The 24,024-nt window shown below is 65.4% G+C and carries 25 protein-coding genes; 13 read left to right on the top strand and 12 right to left on the bottom strand.

The features are described 5' to 3' along the window. Window positions 1-13 precede the first annotated feature (13 nt). From ACSQ23_RS24720 to ACSQ23_RS24740, 5 genes are all read right to left on the bottom strand, one after another. Window positions 14-829 (bottom strand): ABC transporter permease, encoded by an 816-nt coding sequence (locus ACSQ23_RS24720; RefSeq protein ID WP_055881313.1) that lies wholly within the window; start codon window positions 827-829, stop codon window positions 14-16. A gap of 185 nt (window positions 830-1,014) precedes the next feature. Beyond that, a complete protein-coding gene (locus ACSQ23_RS24725) occupies window positions 1,015-1,965 on the bottom strand; it encodes an ABC transporter permease (RefSeq protein ID WP_156387352.1) in 951 nt (316 codons plus the stop codon). A 5-nt stretch (window positions 1,966-1,970) separates the two neighbouring features. Then, window positions 1,971-2,972, bottom strand: coding sequence for an ABC transporter ATP-binding protein (locus ACSQ23_RS24730; protein ID WP_055881055.1), 1,002 nt, complete (start codon window positions 2,970-2,972; stop codon window positions 1,971-1,973). Between the two features lie 343 nt (window positions 2,973-3,315). Then, entirely contained in the window at window positions 3,316-4,473 is a 1,158-nt protein-coding gene (locus tag ACSQ23_RS24735) for an ABC transporter substrate-binding protein (protein WP_055881057.1), read from the bottom strand. 194 nt (window positions 4,474-4,667) lie between these two features. Beyond that, window positions 4,668-5,591 (bottom strand): LysR substrate-binding domain-containing protein, encoded by a 924-nt coding sequence (locus tag ACSQ23_RS24740; protein ID WP_055881060.1) that lies wholly within the window; start codon window positions 5,589-5,591, stop codon window positions 4,668-4,670. Window positions 5,592-5,666: 75 nt separating this feature from the next. Between ACSQ23_RS24740 and ACSQ23_RS24745 the strand changes: the two genes are divergently transcribed. Then, window positions 5,667-5,936 (top strand): hypothetical protein, encoded by a 270-nt coding sequence (locus tag ACSQ23_RS24745; RefSeq protein ID WP_056001410.1) that lies wholly within the window; start codon window positions 5,667-5,669, stop codon window positions 5,934-5,936. A gap of 149 nt (window positions 5,937-6,085) precedes the next feature. Here the strand turns inward: ACSQ23_RS24745 and ACSQ23_RS24750 are convergent, their stop codons facing one another. Further along, window positions 6,086-6,580 (bottom strand): hypothetical protein, encoded by a 495-nt coding sequence (locus ACSQ23_RS24750; RefSeq protein WP_436092223.1) that lies wholly within the window; start codon window positions 6,578-6,580, stop codon window positions 6,086-6,088. A 115-nt stretch (window positions 6,581-6,695) separates the two neighbouring features. Here ACSQ23_RS24750 and ACSQ23_RS24755 point away from each other — a divergent pair, with 115 nt between their 5' ends. The 7 genes from ACSQ23_RS24755 to ACSQ23_RS24785 all read left to right on the top strand — a co-directional run bounded on the left by ACSQ23_RS24755 (window position 6,696) and on the right by ACSQ23_RS24785 (window position 15,723). Continuing rightward, window positions 6,696-10,037, top strand: a complete 3,342-nt coding sequence (locus ACSQ23_RS24755; protein ID WP_436092224.1) for a DUF2126 domain-containing protein — start codon at window positions 6,696-6,698, stop codon at window positions 10,035-10,037. A 365-nt stretch (window positions 10,038-10,402) separates the two neighbouring features. Then, on the top strand, window positions 10,403-12,805 hold the full coding sequence (locus ACSQ23_RS24760) for a circularly permuted type 2 ATP-grasp protein (RefSeq protein WP_436092225.1): 2,403 nt from the start codon (window positions 10,403-10,405) through the stop codon (window positions 12,803-12,805). A gap of 11 nt (window positions 12,806-12,816) precedes the next feature. Further along, entirely contained in the window at window positions 12,817-13,695 is an 879-nt protein-coding gene (locus ACSQ23_RS24765; RefSeq protein ID WP_055881071.1) for a transglutaminase family protein, read from the top strand. Window positions 13,696-14,186: 491 nt separating this feature from the next. Further along, on the top strand, window positions 14,187-14,345 hold the full coding sequence (locus tag ACSQ23_RS24770) for a DUF3309 family protein (RefSeq protein ID WP_082434138.1): 159 nt from the start codon (window positions 14,187-14,189) through the stop codon (window positions 14,343-14,345). A 177-nt stretch (window positions 14,346-14,522) separates the two neighbouring features. Then, a complete protein-coding gene (locus ACSQ23_RS24775) occupies window positions 14,523-14,918 on the top strand; it encodes a DUF883 family protein (protein WP_055881073.1) in 396 nt (131 codons plus the stop codon). 5 nt (window positions 14,919-14,923) lie between these two features. After that, window positions 14,924-15,385 carry a hypothetical protein gene (locus ACSQ23_RS24780; RefSeq protein WP_055881076.1) on the top strand — a complete coding sequence of 154 codons (462 nt, stop codon included), beginning with the start codon at window positions 14,924-14,926 and terminating at the stop codon, window positions 15,383-15,385. 104 nt (window positions 15,386-15,489) lie between these two features. Then, window positions 15,490-15,723, top strand: a complete 234-nt coding sequence (locus ACSQ23_RS24785) for a hypothetical protein (RefSeq protein ID WP_055881079.1) — start codon at window positions 15,490-15,492, stop codon at window positions 15,721-15,723. Between the two features lie 290 nt (window positions 15,724-16,013). Here ACSQ23_RS24785 and ACSQ23_RS24790 read toward each other — a convergent pair whose 3' ends face one another. From ACSQ23_RS24790 to ACSQ23_RS24800, 3 genes are all read right to left on the bottom strand, one after another. Then, on the bottom strand, window positions 16,014-16,955 hold the full coding sequence (locus tag ACSQ23_RS24790; protein ID WP_055881082.1) for a diacylglycerol/lipid kinase family protein: 942 nt from the start codon (window positions 16,953-16,955) through the stop codon (window positions 16,014-16,016). Between the two features lie 129 nt (window positions 16,956-17,084). Further along, entirely contained in the window at window positions 17,085-18,479 is a 1,395-nt protein-coding gene (locus tag ACSQ23_RS24795; RefSeq protein WP_055881085.1) for a sensor histidine kinase, read from the bottom strand. 109 nt (window positions 18,480-18,588) lie between these two features. Next, complete coding sequence (locus ACSQ23_RS24800) at window positions 18,589-19,350, bottom strand: Crp/Fnr family transcriptional regulator (protein WP_055881088.1); 762 nt, start codon at window positions 19,348-19,350, stop codon at window positions 18,589-18,591. Between the two features lie 147 nt (window positions 19,351-19,497). Between ACSQ23_RS24800 and ACSQ23_RS24805 the strand changes: the two genes are divergently transcribed. After that, window positions 19,498-19,851, top strand: coding sequence for a hypothetical protein (locus ACSQ23_RS24805; protein ID WP_056001419.1), 354 nt, complete (start codon window positions 19,498-19,500; stop codon window positions 19,849-19,851). Here ACSQ23_RS24805 and ACSQ23_RS24810 read toward each other — a convergent pair. Then, on the bottom strand, window positions 19,848-20,402 hold the full coding sequence (locus ACSQ23_RS24810) for an RNA polymerase sigma factor (protein WP_055881092.1): 555 nt from the start codon (window positions 20,400-20,402) through the stop codon (window positions 19,848-19,850). The two genes, ACSQ23_RS24805 and ACSQ23_RS24810, sit on opposite strands and share 4 nt — an antisense overlap. A 4-nt stretch (window positions 20,403-20,406) precedes the next feature. Next, a complete protein-coding gene (locus ACSQ23_RS24815) occupies window positions 20,407-20,697 on the bottom strand; it encodes a NepR family anti-sigma factor (RefSeq protein WP_407065077.1) in 291 nt (96 codons plus the stop codon). A 74-nt stretch (window positions 20,698-20,771) separates the two neighbouring features. On the opposite strand from ACSQ23_RS24815, the gene ACSQ23_RS24820 reads away from it, so the two are divergent. From ACSQ23_RS24820 to ACSQ23_RS24830, 3 genes are all read left to right on the top strand, one after another. Further along, window positions 20,772-21,566: a response regulator gene (locus tag ACSQ23_RS24820; protein WP_056001422.1), complete on the top strand. Its 795-nt coding sequence runs from the start codon at window positions 20,772-20,774 to the stop codon at window positions 21,564-21,566. Between the two features lie 314 nt (window positions 21,567-21,880). Continuing rightward, entirely contained in the window at window positions 21,881-22,048 is a 168-nt protein-coding gene (locus ACSQ23_RS24825) for a DUF1328 domain-containing protein (protein WP_082528208.1), read from the top strand. 194 nt (window positions 22,049-22,242) lie between these two features. Next, on the top strand, window positions 22,243-22,608 hold the full coding sequence (locus ACSQ23_RS24830; RefSeq protein ID WP_436092226.1) for a YciI family protein: 366 nt from the start codon (window positions 22,243-22,245) through the stop codon (window positions 22,606-22,608). A 132-nt stretch (window positions 22,609-22,740) separates the two neighbouring features. Here the strand turns inward: ACSQ23_RS24830 and ACSQ23_RS24835 are convergent, their stop codons facing one another. Continuing rightward, window positions 22,741-22,941 (bottom strand): CsbD family protein, encoded by a 201-nt coding sequence (locus tag ACSQ23_RS24835; protein WP_069911009.1) that lies wholly within the window; start codon window positions 22,939-22,941, stop codon window positions 22,741-22,743. 185 nt (window positions 22,942-23,126) lie between these two features. Between ACSQ23_RS24835 and ACSQ23_RS24840 the strand changes: the two genes are divergently transcribed. Continuing rightward, window positions 23,127-23,909: an ABC transporter ATP-binding protein gene (locus ACSQ23_RS24840; RefSeq protein WP_056001431.1), complete on the top strand. Its 783-nt coding sequence runs from the start codon at window positions 23,127-23,129 to the stop codon at window positions 23,907-23,909. Window positions 23,910-24,024: the final 115 nt, after the last annotated feature.

Here is a 24,024-nt window from a genome sequence, read left to right on the forward strand (position 1 = left end):
ACTGCAGCCAGCATCACTTCCCCATCCCCGCCACCGTCTGATCCCCGCCGCGGCTGAAATAGAACGCCAGCAGGATCGGCAGCAGCGTCACGATCACCACCACCATGGCGACCACATTGGTCACCGGGCGCTGCCGCGGCCGCACCAGTTCCTCGAGCATCCAGATCGGCAGCGTCTGCTGCTGGCCGGCGGTAAAGGTGGTGACGATCACTTCGTCGAAGCTGAGCGCAAAGGCCAGCATGCCGCCGGCGAGCAGTGCCGTGCCGATATTGGGCAGGATGACGTGGCGGAAAGTCTGGAACTTGTCGGCGCCGAGGTCCATCGCCGCCTCGATCATCGAGCCCGAGGTGCGCCGGAAGCGCGCCACCGCATTATTGTAGACGACGACGATGCAGAAGGTCGCGTGCCCCAGCACAATCGTCCAGAACGAGAACGGGATCTCCATCAGGCTGAACGCTGAACGGAGCGATATGCCGGTGATGATGCCGGGCAACGCAATCGGCAGGATCACCAGCAGCGAAATCGTCTCGCGCCCGAAGAACCGGGTGCCTGAAACGGCCGCGGCGCAGAGCGTTCCCAACACCAGCGCGATGGCGGTCGAAATGGCCGCCACCTGCACCGACAGGGTCAGCGCCTGCCACACGTCGGGCCGGTTCCAGGTCACGGCAAACCACTTCAGCGTCAGCCCCGGCGGCGGCCACTGATAGGTCCGCTCCTCCGAGGAGAAGGCATAAAGAAAGATCAGCGCGATCGGCGCCAGCATGAAGAACAGCCCGGCGCCGGCAGCGAGCTTCAGCCCCCAGGGGGCGCGGGGGGTGTCAGAGCGCATCATGGCCTCCGACATCGAGCGTGGGGCTCACCCCCTCCCAACCTCCCCCGTCTAGGGGGAGGTGCCGGCCGGTGCGTGTGGCAAAATAGGAAGGCAAGCCTCGATGGGCACCCTCCCCCTTCGGGGCGCTACCGCGTCCCCCGGGAGGGTTGGGGAGGGGGGCGGGGAGCCCGGATGCCTGAGGCTCAAAGCGCATCGAACGCCCCCATGCGCTTGGCCATCCACAGGTAGAGCCCCATGATGACGATCGGCACCACGGTGAAGGCGGCGGCCAGCGGGATGTTCCCGGCCGTGCCCTGGTGCGCGTAGACCGCCTGGCCGATGAAGAAGGCCGAGGTGCCGATGATCTGCGGGATGATGTAATCGCCCAGCGTCAGCGAGAAGGTGAAGATCGAGCCGGCGACGATCCCCGGCAACGCCAAGGGGAAGATCACCTTCCAGAACGTCTGCATCGGCGTCGCACCCAGATCGGACGACGCATCGAGAAGATTGGTCGGCACCCGCTCGATCGCCGCCTGGATCGGCAGGATCATGTAGGGCATCCAGACATAGAGGAAGACGAGGAACGTGCCGGTGTAGCTGATCGACAGCGAGTTGCCGCCGATCACCGGCAGCGAAAGCCAGGCGTCGAGCAGCCAGGTCAGCTGCAGCTGCTCGAACACCCAGTTGAGGATGCCCTCCTTGGCGAGGATCAGCTTCCAGGCATAGACCTTGACCAGATAGCTGGCCCACAGCGGCAGCATGATGCCCAGATAGAACAGCGCCTTCCATTTCCCCCGCGCATAGCGCGCCGCCATATAGGCGATGGGAAAGGCGATCAGCGCCGAGGCCAGCGTCACCGCTGCCGCCATGCTCACCGTGCGAAGGATCACGTCGAGGTTCTGCGGCCTCAGCAGCTCAGCGTAGGTCTTGAGCGTGAACTCGTAGTTGATCAGCCCGGAGAACTCATCGATCGAGAAAAAGCTCTGCAGCAGGAGCGCGAACAGCGAGCCGACATAGACGATGCCGAGCCAGAGCAGCGCCGGCAGCAGCAGCAGGAAGACGAACAGCTTCGGCTGCCGCCAGAAGCGGTCGCTGAGCGCCCCGAGCCAACCGCGCTGGTTCGGGAGGATGGCGCTGGAACTGCTCGCGGCGATCGCGCTCAACCGGCATCCTCCATCATGTGCAGCGCCTCGCGGGCAAAGCCGATGGTCACCCGGTCGCCCTCGGCGGGCACGTCAGTGCCGGAGGGAACCACCGCATGGAGGAGCGTGCCCCCCAATTCGATGCCGAGCCGGGTCGTGGCGCCGAGATAGGAGCGCGACACCACCGTTCCGGTGAGCGCCGAATGGCCACCCTCGCTGCGGAGCAGGTGGATCGCCTCGGGCCGCAGCGAGGCCCAGCGCCGCTCGCCGGCAATGGTCTCGACGAACTCCGGCGCCAGCACGTTGGACGAACCGACGAAATCGGCGACGAAGCGCGAATTGGGCTTGGTGTAGATCTCTTCGGGCGTCCCCACCTGCACCAGCTTGCCAAAATCGAACACCGCCACCCGGTCGGCCATCGACAGCGCTTCGCCCTGGTCGTGGGTGACGAAGATGAAGGTGATGCCGAGCGTCTTCTGCAGCGCCTTCAGCTCTTCCTGCATCTGCTCGCGCAGTTTGAGATCAAGCGCCCCGAGCGGCTCGTCGAGCAGCAGCACCTTGGGCCGGTTGACGATGGCGCGGGCCAGCGCCACTCGTTGTCGTTGACCGCCCGAGAGCTGGCCGGGCCGCCGGTCGCCATAGCCGCCGAGTTTCACCAGCTCCAGCGCCGCCTCGGCCTCGCGAGCCCGCGTCGCCTTGTCGACCCTCTTCAGCATCAGCGAGAATTCAACATTCTCGCGCACGTTCATGTGCGGGAACAGCGCGTAATCCTGGAACACCGTGTTGACGTTGCGCCGATAGGGCGGCACGCCCTCCACCGCGTCGCCGAAAATCCGGATCTGCCCCAGCGTCGGCTGCTCGAAGCCGGCGATCAACCGCAAGCAGGTGGTCTTGCCCGAGCCCGAGGGGCCGAGCATGGCGAAGAACTCCCCTTCCCCGACCTCGAGATCGACCTCGTCGAGAGCTCTTACCGCGCCGAAATGGCGGGAAACGGTTTGCAGGGACACGGCCGAGGTCATGCGTCAGGGAGCCTTTGCGTCAACCGGGGAGCTTCACCGTCTCAGATAACGGCGAAAGATCCGCGGGGATCAACCGGAGGATTTGCAAAGGCAAATCCCCGGGATGTCGGGAGAATTTTGCCGCGAGCGGCAAAATTCCCCTAGGGCCGGCGATTTGCCGTCGGCAAATCGCCGGGATCGGAGGATTTGCCTCACGGCAAATCCCCTTGGTGTCACCCCCGCAACGGCGGAAACCCACTCGCTGTGGACGCGAGGTTGCGCTGGGCTCCGCCGTCGCGGGAGTGACCGTCGCGGGATGAGGGAACAGCGCAGCGCGCTTTTCCCCCGGGCCGACTAGAGCCCCCTAGCGGCCGCCGATAACCCCGACGTAGTCGCTGACCCAGCGGTAATACGGCACGCACTCACCCGCCTCGCACTTAGCGGTCGGGGTCCGCCAGAAGCGGATCTTGTCGAAGTTCTCGTAGCCGTTGGTGGCGCAGCCCTCATCGGTGAGGAGCTCATTGCCCTTGCAGGCGGCCGGCACCGACGGCACCGTGCCGAACCAGGCCGACACATCGCCCTGCACCTTGGGCGAGAGCGAATGCTCCATCCACATATAGGCGCAGTTGGGATGCGCGCTCTCGGCGTGCAGCATCGTCGTATCGGCCCAGCCGGTGATGCCTTCTTCCGGGAAGGTCGACGCTACCTTGGCGCCTTCGGCCTTCAGCACGTTGACCATGAACGGCCAGGACGAGGAGGCAACGACGCCTTCGTTCTTGAAGTCGTCCATCTGGATGAACGCATCGTGCCAGTAGCGGCCGACCAAGGTGCGCTGCACCCGCAGCAGGTCGAGCGCCGCCTTGTACTGATCCTCGTTCAGCGCATAGGGGTCGGTGATCCCCAGTTCCGGCTTGTGCTTCATCAGGTAAAGCGCCGCGTCGGCCACGTAGATCGGGCCGTCATAGGCCTGAACGCGCCCCTTGTTCGACTTGCCGTCGGGCAGCGTCGTCTCTTCGAACACCACGTTCCAGCTGGTCGGCGGCTTATCGCCAAACACTTCGGTATTATACATCAGCACGTTGGCGCCCCAGACATAGGGTGTGCCGTAGTGCACGCCATCGACGGTATGCCAGGCGGCGCTTTCGATGCGCGGATCGATCGTCGACCATGACGGGATCAGCGCGGTGTTGATCGGCTGTACGCGCTTGCCGGCAATCAGGCGCAGCGAGGCATCGCCCGAGGCAGTGACGAGGTCGAAGCCGCCTTCGTTCATCAGCGCGACCATTTCGTCCGAGGTGTTGGCGGTTTTCACGGTCACCTTGCAGCCGCTATCGGCTTCGAACTTGGTGACCCAGTCATAATTCGGGTCGGTCTCACCGCGCTCGATGTAACCGGCCCAGGCGACGATCGAAACTTCGCCCTCCCCCGCGCCGAGCGACTGCAGCATCTCCTGCGCAGCCACCTGACCGGTGAAGGTCGCAACCATGGTCAAGGCCGTACACGTCTTGAGGATGGATTTCATCGATTTCTCCCTGCTCGGGCAGCGCTCCCAAATGCGCATCATGCCCTTGATTGGGAGCTTATCGAGCGCTTTGCTATTCGCAAATGTATTCGTCCGGGGGGAGCTTTCGGAATTTCCGATAGCTCTTCTGCTCCCCTCCCCTCAAGGGGCCTCAAGGGGGAGGGAAGCACCGACTGAGGGGCTCAGTGCCCCCCTCAGCGCTCCTGCGCCGCCCTGCCCCGCGACGGGTGCTGCTGCTGCGCTAACCCGATGAAATCGCGGGCCGCCTGGGTCAGCTGGCTGCCGCGCCGCCAGACCATCCCCACCTGTACCACCGGCAGCGCCCCCGAGATATCGCGACTCTCGATCCGGTCGCCTTCCAGCGACCACGGTCGATAGACCAGGTCCGGCAACAGCGCGATGCCGGCGCCGGTGGCGACGAGGCTGCGCACTGCCTCGACCGAGCGGGTGCGGAAGGCCACATTGGGCCGGGCGCTGAAGGCGGCGAGGAGCTTTCCGGTATTCTCCTCCGTCTCGTCCACCGTCAGCATGATCAGGGGCTCCGGCACGATATCGGAAACCGAAATGATGTCGGCCCCGGCCAGCCGGTGCCCAAGGGGCAGCCACAGCCGATAGGGCGAGGTCTCGAAGATCTCGGCCTGCAGCGCCACGCGATCCCTCAAATTGGAGATCACCATCACCGCCACGTCGAGCTCGCCGCCGATCAGCAGGTGTTCGAGATAGTCGCCATTATCCTCGATCGCCGTGACATTGACGTTGGGATAGGCGCGCCGGTAGCGCGCGAGGAGATCCGACAGCACATAGCCGGCCACCAGTGACGTCACCCCCAGCTGCAGGTTGCCGCCGGCCGGCGCTTCTGCTTCGCCGAAACTGCGCCGCGCATCCGAGACGCTGGCGAGGATGCGGGCCGCGTGGCGGTAGAACTGGTGCCCCTTATGGGTAATGGTCAGCCCGCGCCGATGCCGCTCGAACAGCGTCACCCCGAGATCGGATTCCAGCTCCTTGATCGCATCGGTCACCGCCGACTGGCTGATCGACAGCGATTGCGCCGCCCCCGATACCGTCCCCTCCTCGGCGACCGAGATGAAATACTGCAGCTGCCTCAGGGTGAAAGCCATGCCGCACTAAAGCATTGCGTCCGCTGGCGCTCAATCGCTATGGGTGGGCAAAACTCGAGCTTCGGAGGCAAAATCATGGGCAGCCGCGCCAACACCCTCGCCGCCATCGAACGCCGCGTCCGCCGCATCGGCCGACCGTTCGGCGTGAGCCTGCTGGTGGCAGAAAAGCGCAACCCCAAGATCGAGGCGCATGGCGGCTACATGCTGCGCGACGACGACACCTTCGAGATCGTCTTCGGCAATGCCGGCTACGATTTCTCCGCCAGCCTCGAGGAAATAGAAGAGTTCCTGTTGGAATCGCGCACCGCCATGCGCGAGGAGATCAAGGGCAAGAAGAAGCGGTAGGTTCAGGTCGGAAGACCACTTAACTCCCCACCCCACCGCTGTCATCCCAGCGAAAGCTGGGACCCAACTCGCCTCCCGTGCCAGCTGATGGATGGGTCCCAGCTTTCGCTGGGATGACACCGAGTTTGGTGAAGGCGCGGTGGCAGCCATCACCTGAACGACTTGAATACCCCCCGCACCCACTCCCGCACGCCGCGCACCCAACCCGCCGCCGCCTGCCAGGCCGCGGTCGATTTCGCCCACGCGATGGCCCGGTCACGCAGCTTGAACATCCAGCCCAGCAGCCGCGCGAACCACTCGATCCGCATCAGCGGCTGGTACACCGCATGAAAGACCCGCTCGACCACCAGCAGCGACAACGCGTGCGCCAGCAATAGCCCGATAGTGCCGGTGATGACGTGGCCGGTGCCGGCCCACCAGATGGCGACCACCTTCATCGGCTCGATCACCACGAACGGCACGCCCAGCGCCACCAGCGCCGCATAGGGCGGCAGCCGGCCGAGCCAGTCGCCGAGCCGCTGGAACAGCCGCAACGCGCTGAGCCACGCGATCAGCGGCCGAAACAGCGGGAACAGCAGCTCATCGAGCAGCGTGTAGATCACCACCGCTACCGTCACCACCGCCCGCCCGAACGCCCGGATCACGCGCTCTGCTCCGTCATGTTTTTCCCCTGCCTGTTACGAAGGCTAGCCGCGCCGCGCTTCTATGCTATCGTCGTGTCGGGAAGTTTCTGTGCCTCAGTAGCGAGCGTCCGACCGTATGTCGATCAAAGCCGCGATCTATCACCTGACGCACTACAAATACGACCGTCCGGTCGTCCTCCAGCCCCAGATCATCCGGCTCCAGCCCGCCCCGCAATCAAAGACCAAGGTGCTGAGCCATTCGCTGCGGGTCTCGCCGTCCAACCACTTCGTCAACCTGCAGCAGGACCCCTACGGCAATTACCTCAGCCGCCACGTTTTCCCGGAGCCGGTCACCGAGCTGAAGATCGAGGTCGATCTCGTCGCCGACATGACGGTCTACAACCCGTTCGATTTCTTCGTCGAGGAGCGGGCCGAGACCTGGCCGTTCGAATATCCCGAAGAGCTGCGCGACGATCTCTCCATCTACATGAAGCCGCAGCCGGCGGGCCCGCTGCTCACCGAGTTCCTGCGCGGCGTCGACCGCACGCCGATGAACACGGTCAATTTCATCACCGCGCTCAATGCCCGGGTGCAGAGCGAGATCGGCTACATCGTCCGGCTCGAAACCGGCGTGCTCGAACCCGAGGAAACGCTGACCCGCGCCCAGGGCTCGTGCCGCGATTCAAGTTGGCTGCTGGTGCAGGCGCTGCGCCATCTCGGCCTCGCCGCGCGCTTCGTCTCGGGCTACCTGATCCAGCTGAAGCCCGATCTCGTCTCGCTCGACGGGCCGGCGGGCACCGACCACGATTTCACCGACCTCCACGCCTGGTGCGAAGTCTATCTGCCCGGCGCCGGCTGGGTCGGGCTCGACCCCACCTCCGGGCTCCTGGCCGGCGAGAGCCACGTGCCGCTCGCTGCCACCCCGCATTATCGCAACGCCGCGCCGATCTCCGGCTTCACCAGCTTCGCCAATGTCGAATTCGCCTTCGACATGAAGGTGAGCCGCGTCGCCGAGCACCCGCGCATCACCATGCCGTTCTCCGACCAGAGCTGGGATCGGCTCAACGCGGTCGGCAAAAGGGTCGACGAAGAGCTGGTGGCGAGCGATGTCCGCCTCACCATGGGGGGCGAGCCGACGTTCGTCTCGATCGACGATTTCGAGGCCGGCGAGTGGAATGCCGATGCGGTCGGCCCGACCAAGCGGGCCAAGGCCGATGCGCTGATCCGGCGGCTGCGTGAACGCTTCGCGCCCGGCGGTCTGCTGCATTACGGCCAGGGCAAGTGGTACCCGGGCGAAACACTGCCGCGCTGGACCTTCTCGCTCTACTGGCGCCGCGACAACCAGCCGGTGTGGCGCGACGAGACACTGTTCGCCCATGAGGGTGTGCCCACCGAAGCCAAGCCCGGCGACGACCAGCGCCTGCTCGCCGAAATCGCCGCCAATCTCGGTGTCGGCACCGAAACCATCGACGCCGCCTATGAGGATCCGGGCGATTGGCTGGTGAAGGAAGCTCGCCTGCCGCCCAATGTCGACCCGGCCAATTCCGAGCTCGCCGACCCCGAGGCGCGGGCCCGCATGGCGCGGGTGTTCGACAACGGGCTGAACAACCCCACCGGCTATGTGCTGCCGGTGCAGCGCTGGAACGCCCTGCCCGACCGCAACAACCGCTGGATTACCGAGAAATGGCGGACGCGTCGTGGAAAACTGTTCCTCGCCGCCGGCGACTCGCCGGTCGGCTACCGCCTGCCGCTGAGTTCGCTGAAGCATGTGGCGCCCACCGCCTATCCGCATGTGGTGCCGCGTGATCCGCTGATCGCGGTGCTCGAGCTGCCCGACGTCGAGGAGCTGCTACAGCAGCCTGTAGAGGTCCGCATCGGCCACCACGCCCAGCCTTCGACCTTCACTGCCGACCCGACGATCTCCCAGGAGATCACCGAGCAGGTGCTGGACGAGATCGACTCGACCGTGCGCACCGCCATCACCGTGGAGCTGCGCGAAGGCCGGCTCTGCGTCTTCCTGCCGCCGGTTTCGACAGTCGAGGATTATCTCGAGCTGATCGCCGCGTCCGAGGAAGCGGCGAAAACCCTCGGCCTCCCCATCCATGTCGAGGGTTATGCGCCGCCTTACGACCCCCGCCTCAACGTCATCCGCGTCGCGCCCGACCCCGGCGTCATCGAAGTGAACATCCACCCGGCTTCGAGCTGGGAGGAGTGCGTCGCCACCACCACGGCCGTCTATGAGGAAGCCCGGCAGGCCCGGCTCGGCGCCGACAAGTTCATGATCGACGGCAAGCATACCGGCACCGGCGGCGGCAACCACGTGGTGGTCGGCGGCTCGACCCCGGGGGATTCGCCGTTCCTCCGCCGCCCGGATCTCCTCAAGAGCCTGATCCTCCACTGGCAGCAGCATCCGTCGCTAAGCTACCTGTTCTCCGGGCTGTTCATCGGCCCCACCTCGCAGGCGCCGCGCCTCGACGAGGCCAGGCACGACAGCCTCTATGAGCTCGAAATCGCCATGAAGCAGGTGCCGGCGCCGGATCAAGGCCCGCCACCGCGACCCTGGCTGGTCGATCGGCTGTTCCGCAACCTGCTCGTCGATGTTACCGGCAACACGCACCGCTCGGAAATCTGCATCGACAAACTCTATTCGCCCGATGGCCCGACCGGCCGGCTCGGGCTGGTGGAGTTCCGCGGCTTCGAGATGCCGCCCAATGCCAGGATGAACCTCGCGCAGCAATTGCTGGTCCGCGCCCTGATCGCCCGCTTCTGGAAGGCGCCCAAGCAGGGCAAGTTCACCCGCTGGGGCACGACGCTGCATGATCGCTTCATGCTGCCGCACTTCGTCTGGGCCGATTTCCTCGATGTCCTCGGCGACCTCAAGGATAATGGCTTCGACCTCGACCCCGAATGGTTCGCGGCGCAGCTCGAATTCCGCTTCCCGTTCTGCGGCGAGGTGGAGGTCGAGGGCATGAAGCTCACCCTCAACCAGGCGCTCGAGCCCTGGCATGTGATGGGCGAGCAAGGCGCCATCGGCGGCACCGTACGCTTCGTTGATTCATCGGTTGAACGCCTTCAAGTAAAGCTCGAAGGCCTCAACCCCGGCCGCTACCAGGTCACGGCTAATGGCCGCGCCGTGCCGCTTACGAGCACTGGCGAAGCGGGAGTTTCGGTGGCCGGCGTCCGCTACAAGGCCTGGCACCCGGCCTCCGGCATGCACCCGGTGCTGCCGGTCAACTCGCCGCTGCATTTCGATGTCTACGACACCTGGTCAAGCCGCTCGATCGGCGGCTGCACCTACCACACGGCCCACCCGGGCGGCCGCAATTACGAGACCTTCCCGGTTAACGGCAACGAAGCGGAGGCACGGCGCCTCGCTCGGTTCGTACCGAACGGCCATACACCGGGGGCGTTCGTGCCGCCGACCGAGGAACCCTCGGCGGAATTCCCGCTGACGCTGGATTTGCGGGTGCCGGTGTAGGGGGAAACCACCGGCCTCTCGGCCATCTCCCCCCTTGCGGGGGAGAATGCGAAAACTTGGGCTTAGCGCAGCTAAGTCCTTAGTTTTCGCCAGAGGGGGGACATGGAGGGCACAGCCTCTCCTCCTCACCGCATGTCATCCCAGCGAAAGCTGGGACCCCGCGGCGAGGGATATTGCCCTCGTCCGCTCGCCGCCCGCGCCAGCCGATGGATGGGTCCCAGCTTTCGCTGGGATGACAGCCGGGGGGAGGTCGGCATATTGGACTCAAGCCGGCACCCGTTCCTGGCGTTTGCTACACCTCCGAATTGACTATCCGTCGAATTCCCCCTTGCCATTCCATCCGCTTCCGCTAGCGCTATTTCCCCATGGATAAGCGGAATCAACGGCAGGTCAGGAAGCGCGGGGCGCCGAGCCTTGTTGCCGACTACAAGCTGTTGCCGGGTGTTCCGGACGAAATGCTCGACGCCGCGGGGCAGATCCGCCCGAGCTGGGCGCCGCTGATCTCGGCGCTCGATGAGCTTGGGCACGAGGAACTGGGCGGGCGCTTCGAGCGCGCCGACCAGTATCTGCGCGATGCCGGCGTCTATTATCGCAAATATGATGGCGCCGAGGGCAAGGAGCGCGCATGGCCGCTGGCGCATGTGCCGCTGATCCTCGATGAGAGCGAGTGGCTCACCATCACGCACGGCCTGACGCAGCGCGCCGAGCTGCTCGAAACCATCGTTGCCGACATCTACGGCACCAACACATTGGTGCAACGTGGCCTGCTGCCGCCCGAACTGATCGCCCGCAATGACGAGTTCTTGCGGCCGATGGTCGGGGTCCGCCCGGCCAGTGGGCATTTCCTGCATTTCTGCGCCTTTGAACTCGGCCGCGGCCCGGATGGCGGCTGGTGGGTGCTGGGCGATCGCACCCAGGCGCCGTCAGGCGCCGGCTTCGCCGTCGAGAACCGCGTCGCCACCACCCGCGCCCTCTCCGATATCTATGGCGAGATGCATGTGCATCGGCTCGCCGGGTTCTTTCGCGGCTTCCGCGATGCGCTGACCGGCATCGCCACCGATGGCCGGGTCGGCATCCTGACGCCGGGCCAGCACAACGAGACCTATTTCGAGCACGCCTATATCGCCCGCTATCTCGGCTTCACCCTGCTCGAGGGCGAGGACCTGGTGGTCGACAACAGCCAGGTGATGGTACGCACCGTCTCCGGCCTGCAGCCGATCAGCGTCTTGTGGCGACGCATGGATGCGAGCTTCGTCGATCCGCTCGAGCTGCGCTACGACAGCCATATCGGCACGCCCGGCCTCACCGAGGCGCTGCGCCAGGGCACCATTTCGATGGTTAATGCGCTGGGCACCGGCATCCTCGAGACCCGCGCCTTCTCGGCCTTCATGCCCAACCTCTGCCGGGCGCTGACCGGGCGCGAGCTCGAGCTGCCCTCGATCGCCACCTGGTGGTGCGGCGGTGCGGCCGAACGGCAGCACGTCATCGACAATTTCGACACCATGATGGTCGGCTCGGCCTTTGCCACCGGCCTCGCCATCGAGGATCAGCGCGGCACCGTGGTCGGCGGCGCGTTGCCCGAGGCCGAGCGGCAGGCGCTGCGCGCCCGGCTCGAGGCCGAAGGCGGCCGCTTTGTCGGCCAGGAGCAGGTGCAGCTCTCCACTGCCCCGGTCTATGTCGGCGGCAAGCTTGAGCCGCGGCCGATGACGCTGCGCGTCTATGCTGCCCGCACCCGCGATGGCTGGACGGTGATGCCCGGCGGCTTCGCCCGGGTCGGCTCGACCCAGGATTCAACCGCCATCGCCATGCAGCGCGGCGGCCAGGCGGCCGACGTCTGGGTGGTCAGCAAGCAACCCGTCGAGCGCGTCACGCTGCTGCCGACCGAAGGCGAAAAGCTGGTCCGCATGTCCTCGGGGAGCCTGCCGAGCCGGGCTGCCGACAACCTGATCTGGCTCGGCCGCTATGCCGAACGCTGCGAGGCCATGGTGCGGATACTTCGCGCCTACAACGCACGGCTGGCCGAGATCTCCAACACCGACCAGGCGATCCTCAAAGATACCCGGGCCTATCTCGATGGCATCGGCGTCGATGCCGAGGTGCCGCTGCCACCGGGCCTGCTCGCCGCCATCGACAGCGCCGTGCACAGCGCCAGCCAGATCCGCGACCGCTTCTCGCCCGATGGTTGGCTGGCTCTGACCGATTTACGCAAGACCGCCAGAAGCTTCTCGCAGCGCGTGCTGCCCGGCGACGATGCGACCCGCGCCATGACGGTGCTGCTGCGCAAGCTCGCCGGCTTTTCCGGCCTCGTGCATGAAAACATGTACCGCTTTGCCGGCTGGCGCTTCCTCGAGATCGGCCGCCGGCTCGAGCGCGGCATCCAGATCGCCCACAGCGTCGCCTGGTGTACGCGCAAGGGCGCGCCCGAGGGGGCGCTCGACTTGCTGCTCGAAGTCGGCGACAGTGTCATGACGCATCGCCGCCGCTATGCGGTGAGCGCCGGGGTCAACTCCTATGTCGATCTCCTGGTGCTCGATCCGCTCAACCCGCGCTCGGTGCGCTTCCAGATCGCCGAACTCTACCAGCAGCTCGAGCAACTGCCCGGCGGCCTCGAGGATGGGCATTTGTCGATGGCGGCGAAGGCAGCATTGACGCTCGATACCGAGCTCCGCGTCACCGAGCCCGAGGACATGACGACGTCGAAAATCAACCGGCTGGGCATCGAGATCGGCAATCTCGCCGGGCTCATTGCCGACGCCTATTTCGTCTGAGGAGGCGGGCCGTGCTCTACGACGTCCGGCTCGAACTGCACTACGACTACAAGGCCTCGGTGCATGGCGACCGCCACCTGGTCCGCGTCGCCCCGATCTCCATACCCAATGCGCAGCGGGTCATCGCCTCATCGCTGTCGTTCGAACCCAGGCCCGAGCAGGAAACCACCTTCGCCGACTATTTCGGCAACCTCGTCACCACCATCGCCTATGCCGGCCGGCACGATCATCTCGATGTGCGGCTGAGCGCCAGGGTGCAGGTCGAGGATCTGGCGCGCCCGGTCGATCTCTCCCCTACCCTCGGCGGATTGAAGCAGGAACTGGCGACGCTCTGGTCGGTGGCGCCGGATTCGCCGCAGCATTTTCTTTCCGCCTCGCCGCGTATCCCGCTCGCCCTTGAGATCACCGATTATGCCCGAAGTTCGGCTGCCGGCGACCAATCGGTCTACGCCACGGCCATGGATCTTTGCCTGCGCATCCATCGTGACTTCAGCTACGACAAGGACGCCACCAAGGTCGATACCGGCCCGGTCGAGGCGTTTGCGCTGAAGCGCGGCGTCTGCCAGGATTTCGCCCATGTGATGATCGCGGGGCTGCGTGGCCTCGGCATCCCCGCCGGCTATGTCTCGGGGTTCCTGCGCACCATTCCGCCCAAGGGCAAGCCGCGTCTCGAGGGCGCCGACGCCATGCATGCCTGGGTACGCGTCTGGTGCGGCCAGCATTCGGGCTGGCTCGAGTTCGACCCCACCAACGCCATGCTGGCCGGCCCCGACCACATCACCATCGGCCACGGCCGCGACTATTCCGACATCTCCCCGATCGTCGGCGTGCTGCGCACCAGCGGCGGCCATACGGCCAAGCAATCCGTGGACGTGGTGCGGGTGGAGTAGCGCTTTAGGCAGCCTCGAAAGCGCTGAAATTCAAAGCCTTGCGCCAGAGCGTTTCACAAACGCGATGTCATCCCAGCGAAAGCTGGGACCCAACTCACAGTCCGCATAAGCGGCGGAATGGGTCCCAGCTTTCGCTGGGATGACATCCGGTGGCTGGGTCCAGGATCAAGCGCACGACTAGCCCCCAATCACACTTTTCACCCCGCCCCGGAACCAATTCTGGGGGCCCTCGTTATTTGGCTGACGCGCCAACGAGGCGGCGTGTCTACCGGCCCTCCCTCCGGTAGCACCATGAAAAAGGAACGAGAGCGATGACCCGACTTGAGATCGCCAACCTCGAACATGCCGCCCGCACGGCCGTCGTTTGGATCCCCGAAGGATATGATGGGCGTACGCACTACGGAGCAGTCCTCGCAGCGATCGTCCCTGCTGCAGGTATTCTCGCCGTAGCCGCCACCCTCCTCCTGTCAGTCCTCTAGGAGACCCAGCCTATGACCTTGAGCACGATCATCATCATTCTGCTGATCCTGCTGTTGATCGGCGCCATACCGGCCTGGCCCTACTCCCGCTCCTGGGGAGCTTACCCCTCCGGTATTCTTGGCGTCGTGCTCGTCATCGTCATCATCCTCGTGTTGATGCGCGTATTCTGACGAGCTTCGCGAGCCAAGGTCGCCCCCCTTGCGGCTCGCCATCGCACCCCAGTTCGCCCCCGGACTGGGGTGCACTCTTTTGTGGGCACCAATCGCCCGATAGCCCCAGAAATCAAGGGGTTCGGAACTCAAGCGCCAACCGCGCGTTGAACCCCCATCACATGAGGAGCGACCATCATGGCATCCACCACCGACATGGCCCCCAATCGTACCGCCGCAGCCGCCAAGGCACCGGCGCGCCGCGCCGCCAATGGCCCGCGCCGCGCTGCGGCGCGCCAGAGCCAGAGCCGCGAGGACGATCTCTCGGCCCAGGTGCAGCAGTTGCAATCCGACCTCAAGTCGATTGCCGCAACGCTGGCCAGCCTCGCCGAGGACAAGGTTCACGACGCGCAGAAACTTGCCAAGCGCGAGGTGAAAAACCTGGCCAACTCTGGCCAGAGCGCTATCGAGGACGTGCAGGACGAGTTCGGCCAGCTCGAAAAGCAGATCAAGGACACCATCCGCGAAAAGCCGCTGACCGCTGTCGCCGGCGCAATTGCGCTGGGCTTCGTTCTCGCCGTCGTTTCGAGGTAGCCCCTATGCACCTCCTCGCTTTGGCGGCGTCGGTCCTCGGGATCGAGGTCGACGAGTTGCTCGAGCATTTCAAGAACAACGCCATGGCCTGGTCGGCCGTGGCGCTCTTTGCCTTGATCGCGCTGGTCTTCGGGCTGGTGGCGCTCAATGCCTGGTTCACCCTGATGTGGGGCCCCATCGTCGCGCCGCTGCTGATCGCCGCCGGCGCATCGGTTATCGCGCTCGGGCTCTATGCGGCCATCGTCATCACCGACAGCGTCGCCAAAAAGCACGCCGCGCAACGGCGCAATGCTGCCGAAAAGACCGCTCTGGTCACCACCGCGGCGCTCACCGCCCTGCCGCTGGTGCTGAAATCCGACCTGATGAAGAAGGTCGGCATCCCCATCGGCGGCGCACTCGCCGCGGCCTATCTGCTGAGCAAGTCCGGCAGTTCGCACGGCCATAGTAATGGCCATGATCCGGACTGATCACATCGCCACATTTGTCGGGAACCCCGTCTGACGGGCCGCGTTATCTGATGCACCTGTAGTTTCTGCAGGTGGGCCAAAGAAGATTTCCAGGAGTGTGAGCTATGACCCACATCAAACGGAAGATCGTGACCATTCTGACCGACGACCACATCGCGGATGCTGAGAAGATCACCATCCTGCGTCAGCTCGAAGCGGACTCGCTCTCCAAGGAGCGCAGCGCCACAGAGGGCATGACCCCGGTCGACGGCGACGACGGCGAAGACCTGAAAACCATCGAGAACGCCCTGCGCAAGCTCGGCCAGGAACCGGTGGAAGCAGGGGCGGCTAGCCTCTGACTGCAACAGTTTGAGTAGATTGCTCACCCCGCCCGGGTTTCCGCGGCGGGGTGATTGCGTTTTGACACTGTGGGTGCAGCGCGCGTCCCCTCTCCCCTCTGGGGAGAGGGTCAGGGTGAGGGGTAGCCAAGCACACCGGGTGAGCGGCTGCGATGTGGAGGCTTGTTTCAGGGCGCCTGGCACCCCTCACCCCGCAACGAGGCCGTCGGCCTCACTGCCGCCCTCTCCCCCCGGGGGCGCCTCTCGCGCCCCCAGGAGGGGCGAGGGGGCGATGTGGCACCGCCGGTGAGCTAAACCGCCTCGATCTGCGGATCCTCCCGCTCCCCCGCTACCTCCACCACCGGCAGCACCACCTTCAGCCCGCCGGCATGGATCCGCAAATCCACCTGCCGTTCGAGCGGGATCAGCTCGCCATCGATCACCGCCAGCGCCGAGGCCTTGCGGTGGGGGAAGCGGAGGCTCACCTGCGCCACCTCGCGCTCCGAGACCAGCGGATGCGCCTTCCAGTTGCCGAAGGCCAGCGACAAAGCCAGCCGCGCCAGCTCGGCCGGCGGCATGGGCTTGACCACATAGACCCCGAGCACGCCGCGATCGACCGCCTCGGCATAGGGCACATGGCCCTCCCCCAGCACATTGTTGGAGACGGCGATCGCCGTCGCCTTACGCCGGTCCGTGCCCTGCCGGGTGCTGATCTCGGCCTCGAACACCAGTGGGCGCGACAGCGCCAGCCCGATCGCGCGAAGGCTCGCCAGCATCTTGCCCCAGCGGCTGTGATAGGTGAGCTCGTTGCGGATCCGGACCAGCCGCGAGTGGAGCCCGACCGAGAACTGGTGGACGAACGGCCGGCCATTGGCGGTGGCGATATCGACCGCCGCAACCTGCCCCCGAGCGATGGCCCCGAGCGCCGCTTCGAGCTGCAGCGGCACGCCGAGCGAGCGGGCAAACAGGTTCATCGTGCCTGCCGGCAGCACCGCCAGCGCCATCTCGTGGGCAAAACAGATGCCCGCGGCCGCCGAAATGGTGCCGTCGCCGCCGCCCGCCAGCACCACCTCGGAGGTGGGGTCGGCCGCGGCGCGCTCGAGTTCCGCGCTCAGCTGGTCGCCATCGACCACCCGGCATTCGATCGATTGGCTGTGCTCGGCAAAGATCCGCTCCGCAGTGGCGGCGAACGCCACCATGTCCATGGTGCGGAAGGTGCCGCCGTCTTTGTTGAACACCCCGACGAAATGCATGCAGCCCCCCTGGGATTAACCCGTGACGAGCGGAACGGCGCGACGGGGCAGCGGGTTCCGCCGCTGGTGCACCGTACTCTCCGTGATCTCCCCAGCGTGGCGGGGGAGGATCCTCGCACCGCCAGTACCCTACCCCGCCGACCTGTCCAGCCGCGGCAGCTTCACCGTGATCGCCGTGCCGCCACCCTCGCGCGCCCGGTATTCTGGCTCTGTCCCGCCGAACTGCCGCGCCAGCTGCTTGACGATCAGCGCGCCCAGCCCGTCCTGCCCGCTATTGGCGCCGATGCCGCGCCCGTCATCTTCGACGGTGAGCGCGGTGACCCCATCCTGGCCGCGTTCGAAGCGAATATGCACCGTGCCCGCCTGGCCCTCGGCGAAGGCATGCTTCAGCGCATTGGTGACCAGCTCGCTGACCACGATGCCCAGCGTCGTCGCATCGCGCGCCGGGATGATCATTGCTTCAAGGTGCTTTTCGAACGTTACGGCCTTGTCCGGCGGCATGGCAGCTGCGAGGTCGTCGATCACATCGGCGAGGAACTCAGCCGCATCGGTGGTCTCGAGGTCGGGCCCGAGCCGCAGTCGCCGGTGTCCCGAGGCGATCGCCTGTACCCTGAGCTGCGCCGCCTCCAGCGCATTGCGCACCTCGTCCGACGAGGTCCGTGCCAGTTGCAGGCCGAGCAGCGACGATACCGTCGCCAACGAGTTGCCGATCCGGTGGTTGGTATCCTGCAGCAGCGTCTCGAGCCGGGCCCGTTCGCGCTCAGCATGGCCGCGCGCCTCCTCGACCTCGGCCGTCCGCTCCCGCACATGCGCCTCGAGCTCCTCGTTCGCGGTCCTCAGCCGGTTCTGCTGCTGCGCCAGCGCCGCGACCTTGCGCTGCGTGCGCGACAGCAGTGAATAGGTGAGGATGGCCGCGGCCGCGAGGGCGGCGAGAATGGTGGCAATCAGCAACTGCCGGTAAAGTTCCATCCGGCCGTTGCGCTCGATCAGCTTGTCGTCTTCCTCGCCGATCACCTGCCGCACCACGCTGCGGATCCGCTCCATCAGCTCGAGCCCGGTATCGGAGCGGAGCAATGCCAGCGCCTCGGCACTCTGGCCCGACGACATCAGTTCGATGGTGCGGGCCATCTCGGCGCGCTTGGCATCGAGATCGGGCACCAGGGCTTCGATGCGCTGGAGCTGTGTCGGGTTGTCGCCGATCAGCGCCAACAAGTTCTGGTAGGTCTGGCTCAGGTTGCCGACGGCGGTATTGTAGGGGTTGAGATAGGCCTCGTCCCGGGTGATCAGGTAGCCGCGCTGCCCGGTTTCGGCATCGACCACCGACAGCATCAGTTCGCGCGCCTGCCGCCGGATCTCGTAGGTCTTGGCGATATCGGCAAGCTGGCTATCGACCGTGCGCACCATGTAGAGCGACGCTGCCACCGCCACCAGCACCAGCGTCAGCGACGCCATGATGGCGACCCGCCGCACGAGGCCGCGCCGCGGCGGGGCGGTGTCGACGGACTGGCTGCTGACATCAAGCATCAAGACGCCGCCCTCATCCGGGGATGGTGCTGGACAGTCCGGCTTTGCCCCCCGGACCAGATGAGATGTCGCACGCCTAGCCCCGGGCGGTGGCAACAATTGGGCCCCGTCATATCAGCGGCCGCTTCCGGTCGGTGAGGCCGCCCCAGCCGGCGATATCGGCCAAGGCCTCGGGGTCGAGCACCTCGCAAGCCCGGTCATGCCAGCGGATCAGCTGGCGCTCGGCGAGTTTGCGCAGCGTCTTGTTGGTGTGGACGATCGACAGCCCCAACGTGTCGGCCACGTGCTGCTGGGTGATCGGGATCAAGTGTTTCGAGGCCTTGCCCTGCCCTACCTGCTCAGAACGCTGGTAGAGGAAGGCGATCAGGTAGGCGGCCCGCTCCATGGCGCTGCGACGCCCGACGCTCAACAGGTTCTCATCGAGCATCCGCTCCTCGCGCGAGGCGAGCCAGGTGATGTCGAAGGCGAGGCCGGGATGGTTCTCGAACAGCGTCGGCAGGGTATCGCGCTGGAACACGCACAGCACCACCGGCGATAGTGACTCGACCGAGTGCTCCATCTCGCCAATCACCGAGCCCTGCAGCCCGACAAGGTCGCCGGGCAACAGGTAGTTGAGGATCTGCCGGCGCCCGTCCTCCAGCGTCTTGAAACGGAAGGCCCAGCCCGACAGCAGCGTGAACAGCTGCGCGCTATGCGCGCCCTCGGACAGGATGGCGGAAGCGGGTTCGCTCACCAGTTCGCCGCGCTTGAAGCTCGAAACGAACTTCAGCTCCTCCGGCGTGAAGTCGCGAAAGTGCTCGTTCTCCCGAAGGGGGCATGCTTCACAGGGGATACGGCGGGCATGGGCAACTGTGGCCAGGGCGGTGCTCACGGCTGAATGGTTCCGGCAGCATGCCGCAACGCCGTGGGAACGCAACTGCCGAAACCGGCCAAACTTCCCCGGCGCATGTCTTTGTTAAATGACCGCGGCGAGCCGGCCATGATCGATGTCGGCCACCACTGCGTCATGGAACCACCAATGCACGGATTGCATGCCCTCGTCGTTGAGGAGGAGTATCTCGTCGCCGCCGATATCGAACAGACGCTGCGCGCCGCCGGCGCCGCCCACGTCACCATCACGGGCGACGCAGACGCCGCGCGCGCTCTCGACCTCTCCGGCTTTACCCTGGCGGTGATCGAGGCGCGGTTCGGCCACGCCGACGCCGTGGCGCTCTGCGCCGCACTGCGCGCCGCGCGCGTTCCGGTGGTGGTGACCTCAGCTGACCAGGCGGTCCAGGCAATGTTCACCGGCGCGACCCCGCTCGCCAAACCGTTCGACACCACCGCCTTGCTGGCGGCCTGCGCTGCCGCCAGGCAGCGCCACGCGCTCTAGGTGAACCGGGGAATGGTGGTGACCTGCGCCGACACCGCGTCCGGCCCATAATCGCCTTCGCCGGTCACCTGGAGCAGTTCCTGCAGCTTGGTGCGAGCCCGGCTGACCCGGCTCTTCATCGTGCCGATGGCGCATTTGCAGATCTCGGCCGCCTCTTCGTAAGAGAAGCCGGACGCACCAATCAGGATGATCGCCTCACGCTGGTCGTCGGGCAGCTGGTCGAGCGCCCGGCGGAAATCGCCCAGGTCCATGATGCCATATTGCGAGGGATGCACCGCCATGCGCTCGGTGAAGGCGCCGTCGCTGTCCTGCACCTCGCGGCCACGCTTGCGCATCTGGCTGTAGAACTCGTTGCGAAGGATGGTGAAAAGCCACGCCTTCATATTGGTGCCCATTTCGAAGCTGTCCTGCTTCGCCCAGGCTTTCATCACCGTGTCCTGCACCAGGTCGTCGGCCTTGTCGTGCCGCCCGGAGAGCGACACAGCAAAGGCGCGCAAACTGGGGAGTGTAGACAGCAGCTCTCGCTTGAAGCTCGGCTTCTCGGCTTCCATGGCGCTATTTACCCTTCGCGGGCTTGGACTGCTTTTCCACCGCGTCGAGCTGCTCGAGCAGGTCGATCAGCTTGGATGGGATTTCTTCGCCCTGTACCGCTCCATAGAGCGCTCGAAGCTTGTTACCGATGTCGGAATTTGGCCCCAGTCCATCGTCGCGGCGCCGCCGTAGCATGCTCAAATCATTCATTGTTGTTTTGTCTCGCATAAACCCTTCGCCCCACAGCAGGATCTGACGCCCCATACTCCAGCCGCGGCAAACTAAATGCGCGGTGGCAAAAAAAGTTCCGAACATGCTGGAACCAAGTTTTCCGCATCCCCGTTCTTCAGCATGGTAAGCTCTAATAGCGTCACGGGAGTAGATTATCGATGTCCCTTTCCACGCGGATCGCACCGCATCTACCGTATTTGCGCCGGTTCTCGCGCGCCGTCACCGGCTCGCAGACTTCTGGCGATGCCTATGTCGCCGCAACCCTCGAGGCTTTGATCGCCGATCTCAGCATCTTCCCCGAATCCACCAACGACCGGATTGCGCTCTACCGGCTCTATTCGGCGCTGTTCTCCAGCTCGGCCATTCGCGTGCCGGAGCCGAGCTCGAGTTTCCCCTGGGAAACGCGGGCCGCGGCCAACCTCGCGAACCTTGCTCCCCGTCCGCGGCAGGCCTTCCTTCTGGTAGCCGTCGAGGGCTTCAGCCACGATGAGGCCGCCGAAATCCTCGATGTCTCCTCAGCCGAGTTCGCAGATCTCCTCGCGCAGGCCTCGGCCGATATCTCGCGCCAGGTGGCGACCGATATCCTGATCATCGAGGACGAACCGCTGATCGCCATGGATATTGAGCAGATGGTCGAAGGCCTCGGCCATCGCGTCGTCGGTATCGCCCGCACCCACAAGGAAGCGGTAGCGCTCTATCACAAGACCCAGCCGCGCATGATCCTCGCCGATATCCAGCTCGCCGACGGCTCCTCCGGCATCGATGCGGTCAACGATATCCTGCATGCTCATCCGATCCCGGTGATCTTCATCACCGCCTTCCCGGAGCGGCTGTTGACCGGCGAGCGGCCGGAACCGACCTTCCTCGTCACCAAGCCGTTCAATCCCGACATGGTGCGGGCGCTGATCAGCCAGGCGCTGTTCTTCGACGAAGGCTCGCGCGCCGCGGCCTGACGGAACTCCGGACGCCCCTCCGGATTTGGGCCGGGCTCTGCCCGGCTCTTTTTTGTTCGCAAAAAGCTCCTTTTGTCCGCCAAGAGCAGGCGTTGCGCAGGGTGGTCCCACCACCCCGGTGTCATCCCAGCGAAAGCTGGGACCCAACTCGCCTCTACACAAATGGATGCTTGGGTCCCAGCTTTCGCTGGGATGACACCCAGTATGTGGTGCCTTCCGTGGGCTTGCAGCAAAGTATGCGTTGTTCCCGGACACCCGGGAACCCATCCCACGCCCGGTCGTTACTCCTCCGAGAGATCAATGGAGTAACAAGAATGTTGCAATACGCACTGCTCTTCCTGGTCATCGCGCTGGTCGCCGGCGTCCTCGGCTTCGGCGGTATCGCCGGCGCCGCATCGGGCATCGCGCAGATCCTGTTCTTCCTGTTCCTCGCCTTCCTGGTGATCTCGCTGATCATCGGCCTGTTCCGGCGCGCGTCGTAGCGGCCCTACGCTCCGCGCGAGCAACTCGGACCGTCCCTAGCCGGGTCCGCGGTCTGAGGTGGCAGCGGCTCCGTCCGAGTGGGCGGGGCCGCTAGCTTTTGCGCGCACCGTCAGACAATTTCGCGGGGCTCTGTCGAATCCCGCCCGGCTGGTTCGATTAGAGGTGAACGTCCGCGCCGCCTGAGGAGAGAGCCATGACCCAATACCTCGTCGCCATCCACCATTCCGATGATTTCGCGCCGAACTCCGAGAGCGACGAAACGCGTCGCGACATCGCCGACCTCAACGTCGACATGCAGGCGGCCGGCATCGTGAGGTTCGTCGGCGGCCTCGGTCGCACCAGGGATGCCAAGGCCGTGCGTCGCAAGCCGGATGGCGGCCTGCTGGTCACGGACGGTCCCTATATCGAAACCAAGGAACACATCGGCGGCTTCTGGGTGCTGGAACTTCCCGACATGGACACCGCGCTGGATTGGGGCAAGCGGGCAGCGGTTGCGTGCCGGGCGCCGGTCGAGGTGCGGGCATTCGGCACGCTTGAGGATCGGGATAAGGGGCGCTGAGGGAAACTGGCACCGGCAGCGCCACAGCGCCCCCTCGCCCCTCTGGGGAGAGGGGACGCAAGGACCGCGCGCCCCTCGGAATCAAAAAGCCCCGCCGAAGCGGGGCTCAGTTTTCATAGCTGTCCGAACCGCTTAGTGCAGGCGGTTGAACCAATCGTCGACTTCGCGCTCGGCCTCTTCCTGGGCCTTGCCATAGCGTTCCTGGATCTTGCCGCTGAGCTGTTTGCGGCTGCCCTTGATGATGTCGAGGTCGTTGTCGGTCAGCTTGCCCCACTGGGTCTGGACCTTGCCCTTGAACTGCTCCCAGTTGCCTTCCATCTGGTTCCAATTCATTTGCAATCTCCTTCTCGTCTGCTGAGGAAAACGAGCCGCCGTAACCGGTGGCTGCTACAGGACTAACGCCTCCTACCCGCGTGGGTTCCGCCAGCCGGTCAAGTTTCACCGAGGTTCGGGGAACCTCGACGAGGGGTTCCGCAAAACTCTTGCCACGAGGCGCGGCATTGGGTTTGTTGCGGCGGATGCAGAACCCCCTCTCTCCGCCCGTCGTCGAAATCTCCGATCTCCATAAGTCCTACGGTCCGCTCGAGGTGCTGAAGGGTGTTTCGCTCACCGCCCGCCAGGGCGAGGTGGTAGCGCTGATCGGCTCGTCCGGCTCGGGCAAATCCACCCTCTTGCGCTGCATCAACATGCTCGAAGTGCCCGAGAGCGGTACGGTGAAGGTCGGCGGTGAGGAGATCGCGCTCACCGGCACGCCGCCGCATCGGAAGCCCGCCGACGAGCAGCAGATCCGCCGCATCCGCTCCGAGCTCGGCATGGTGTTCCAATCGTTCAACCTGTGGAGCCACATGACCATTCTGGGCAATGTCATGGAGGCGCCGCTCAAGGTGCAGAAGCGCGACAAGGCCGAAGTCCAGGCCGAGGCGCTGGAAATGCTGGCCAAGGTCGGCATCCGCGAGAAAGCCGGCAGCTACCCCAGCCAGCTCTCCGGCGGCCAGCAGCAGCGCGCCGCCATCGCCCGGGCGCTGTGCATCAACCCCAAGGTCATGCTGTTCGACGAGCCGACCTCGGCGCTCGACCCCGAGCTCGAAGTGGAAGTGCTGCGGGTCATCAAGCTGCTGGCCGACGAAGGCCGCACCATGATCCTCGTCACCCACGACATGCAGTTCGCCAAGACCATCGCCGACCGCGTCGTCTTCCTGCACCAGGGCAAGATCGAGGAAGAAGGCACCGCGGCCGAGGTGTTCGGCAACACCCGCTCGCCCCGCCTCAAGCAGTTCCTCAGCGCCGCCGGCCATGGGTGACTGAGACTTTTCGCCGGCCTCTCCATGATCCTCCCCCGCCGCGCGGGGGAGGATCACTGAGAGTGCGGTGCGCACCCCCGATTGCAACAATTCGCAAACGATTGACCGAACGGTA

It is taken from the genome of Devosia sp. LjRoot16 (assembly GCF_964252795.1).
In the GTDB taxonomy this organism is placed as follows: Bacteria; Pseudomonadota; Alphaproteobacteria; order Rhizobiales; family Devosiaceae; genus Devosia_A.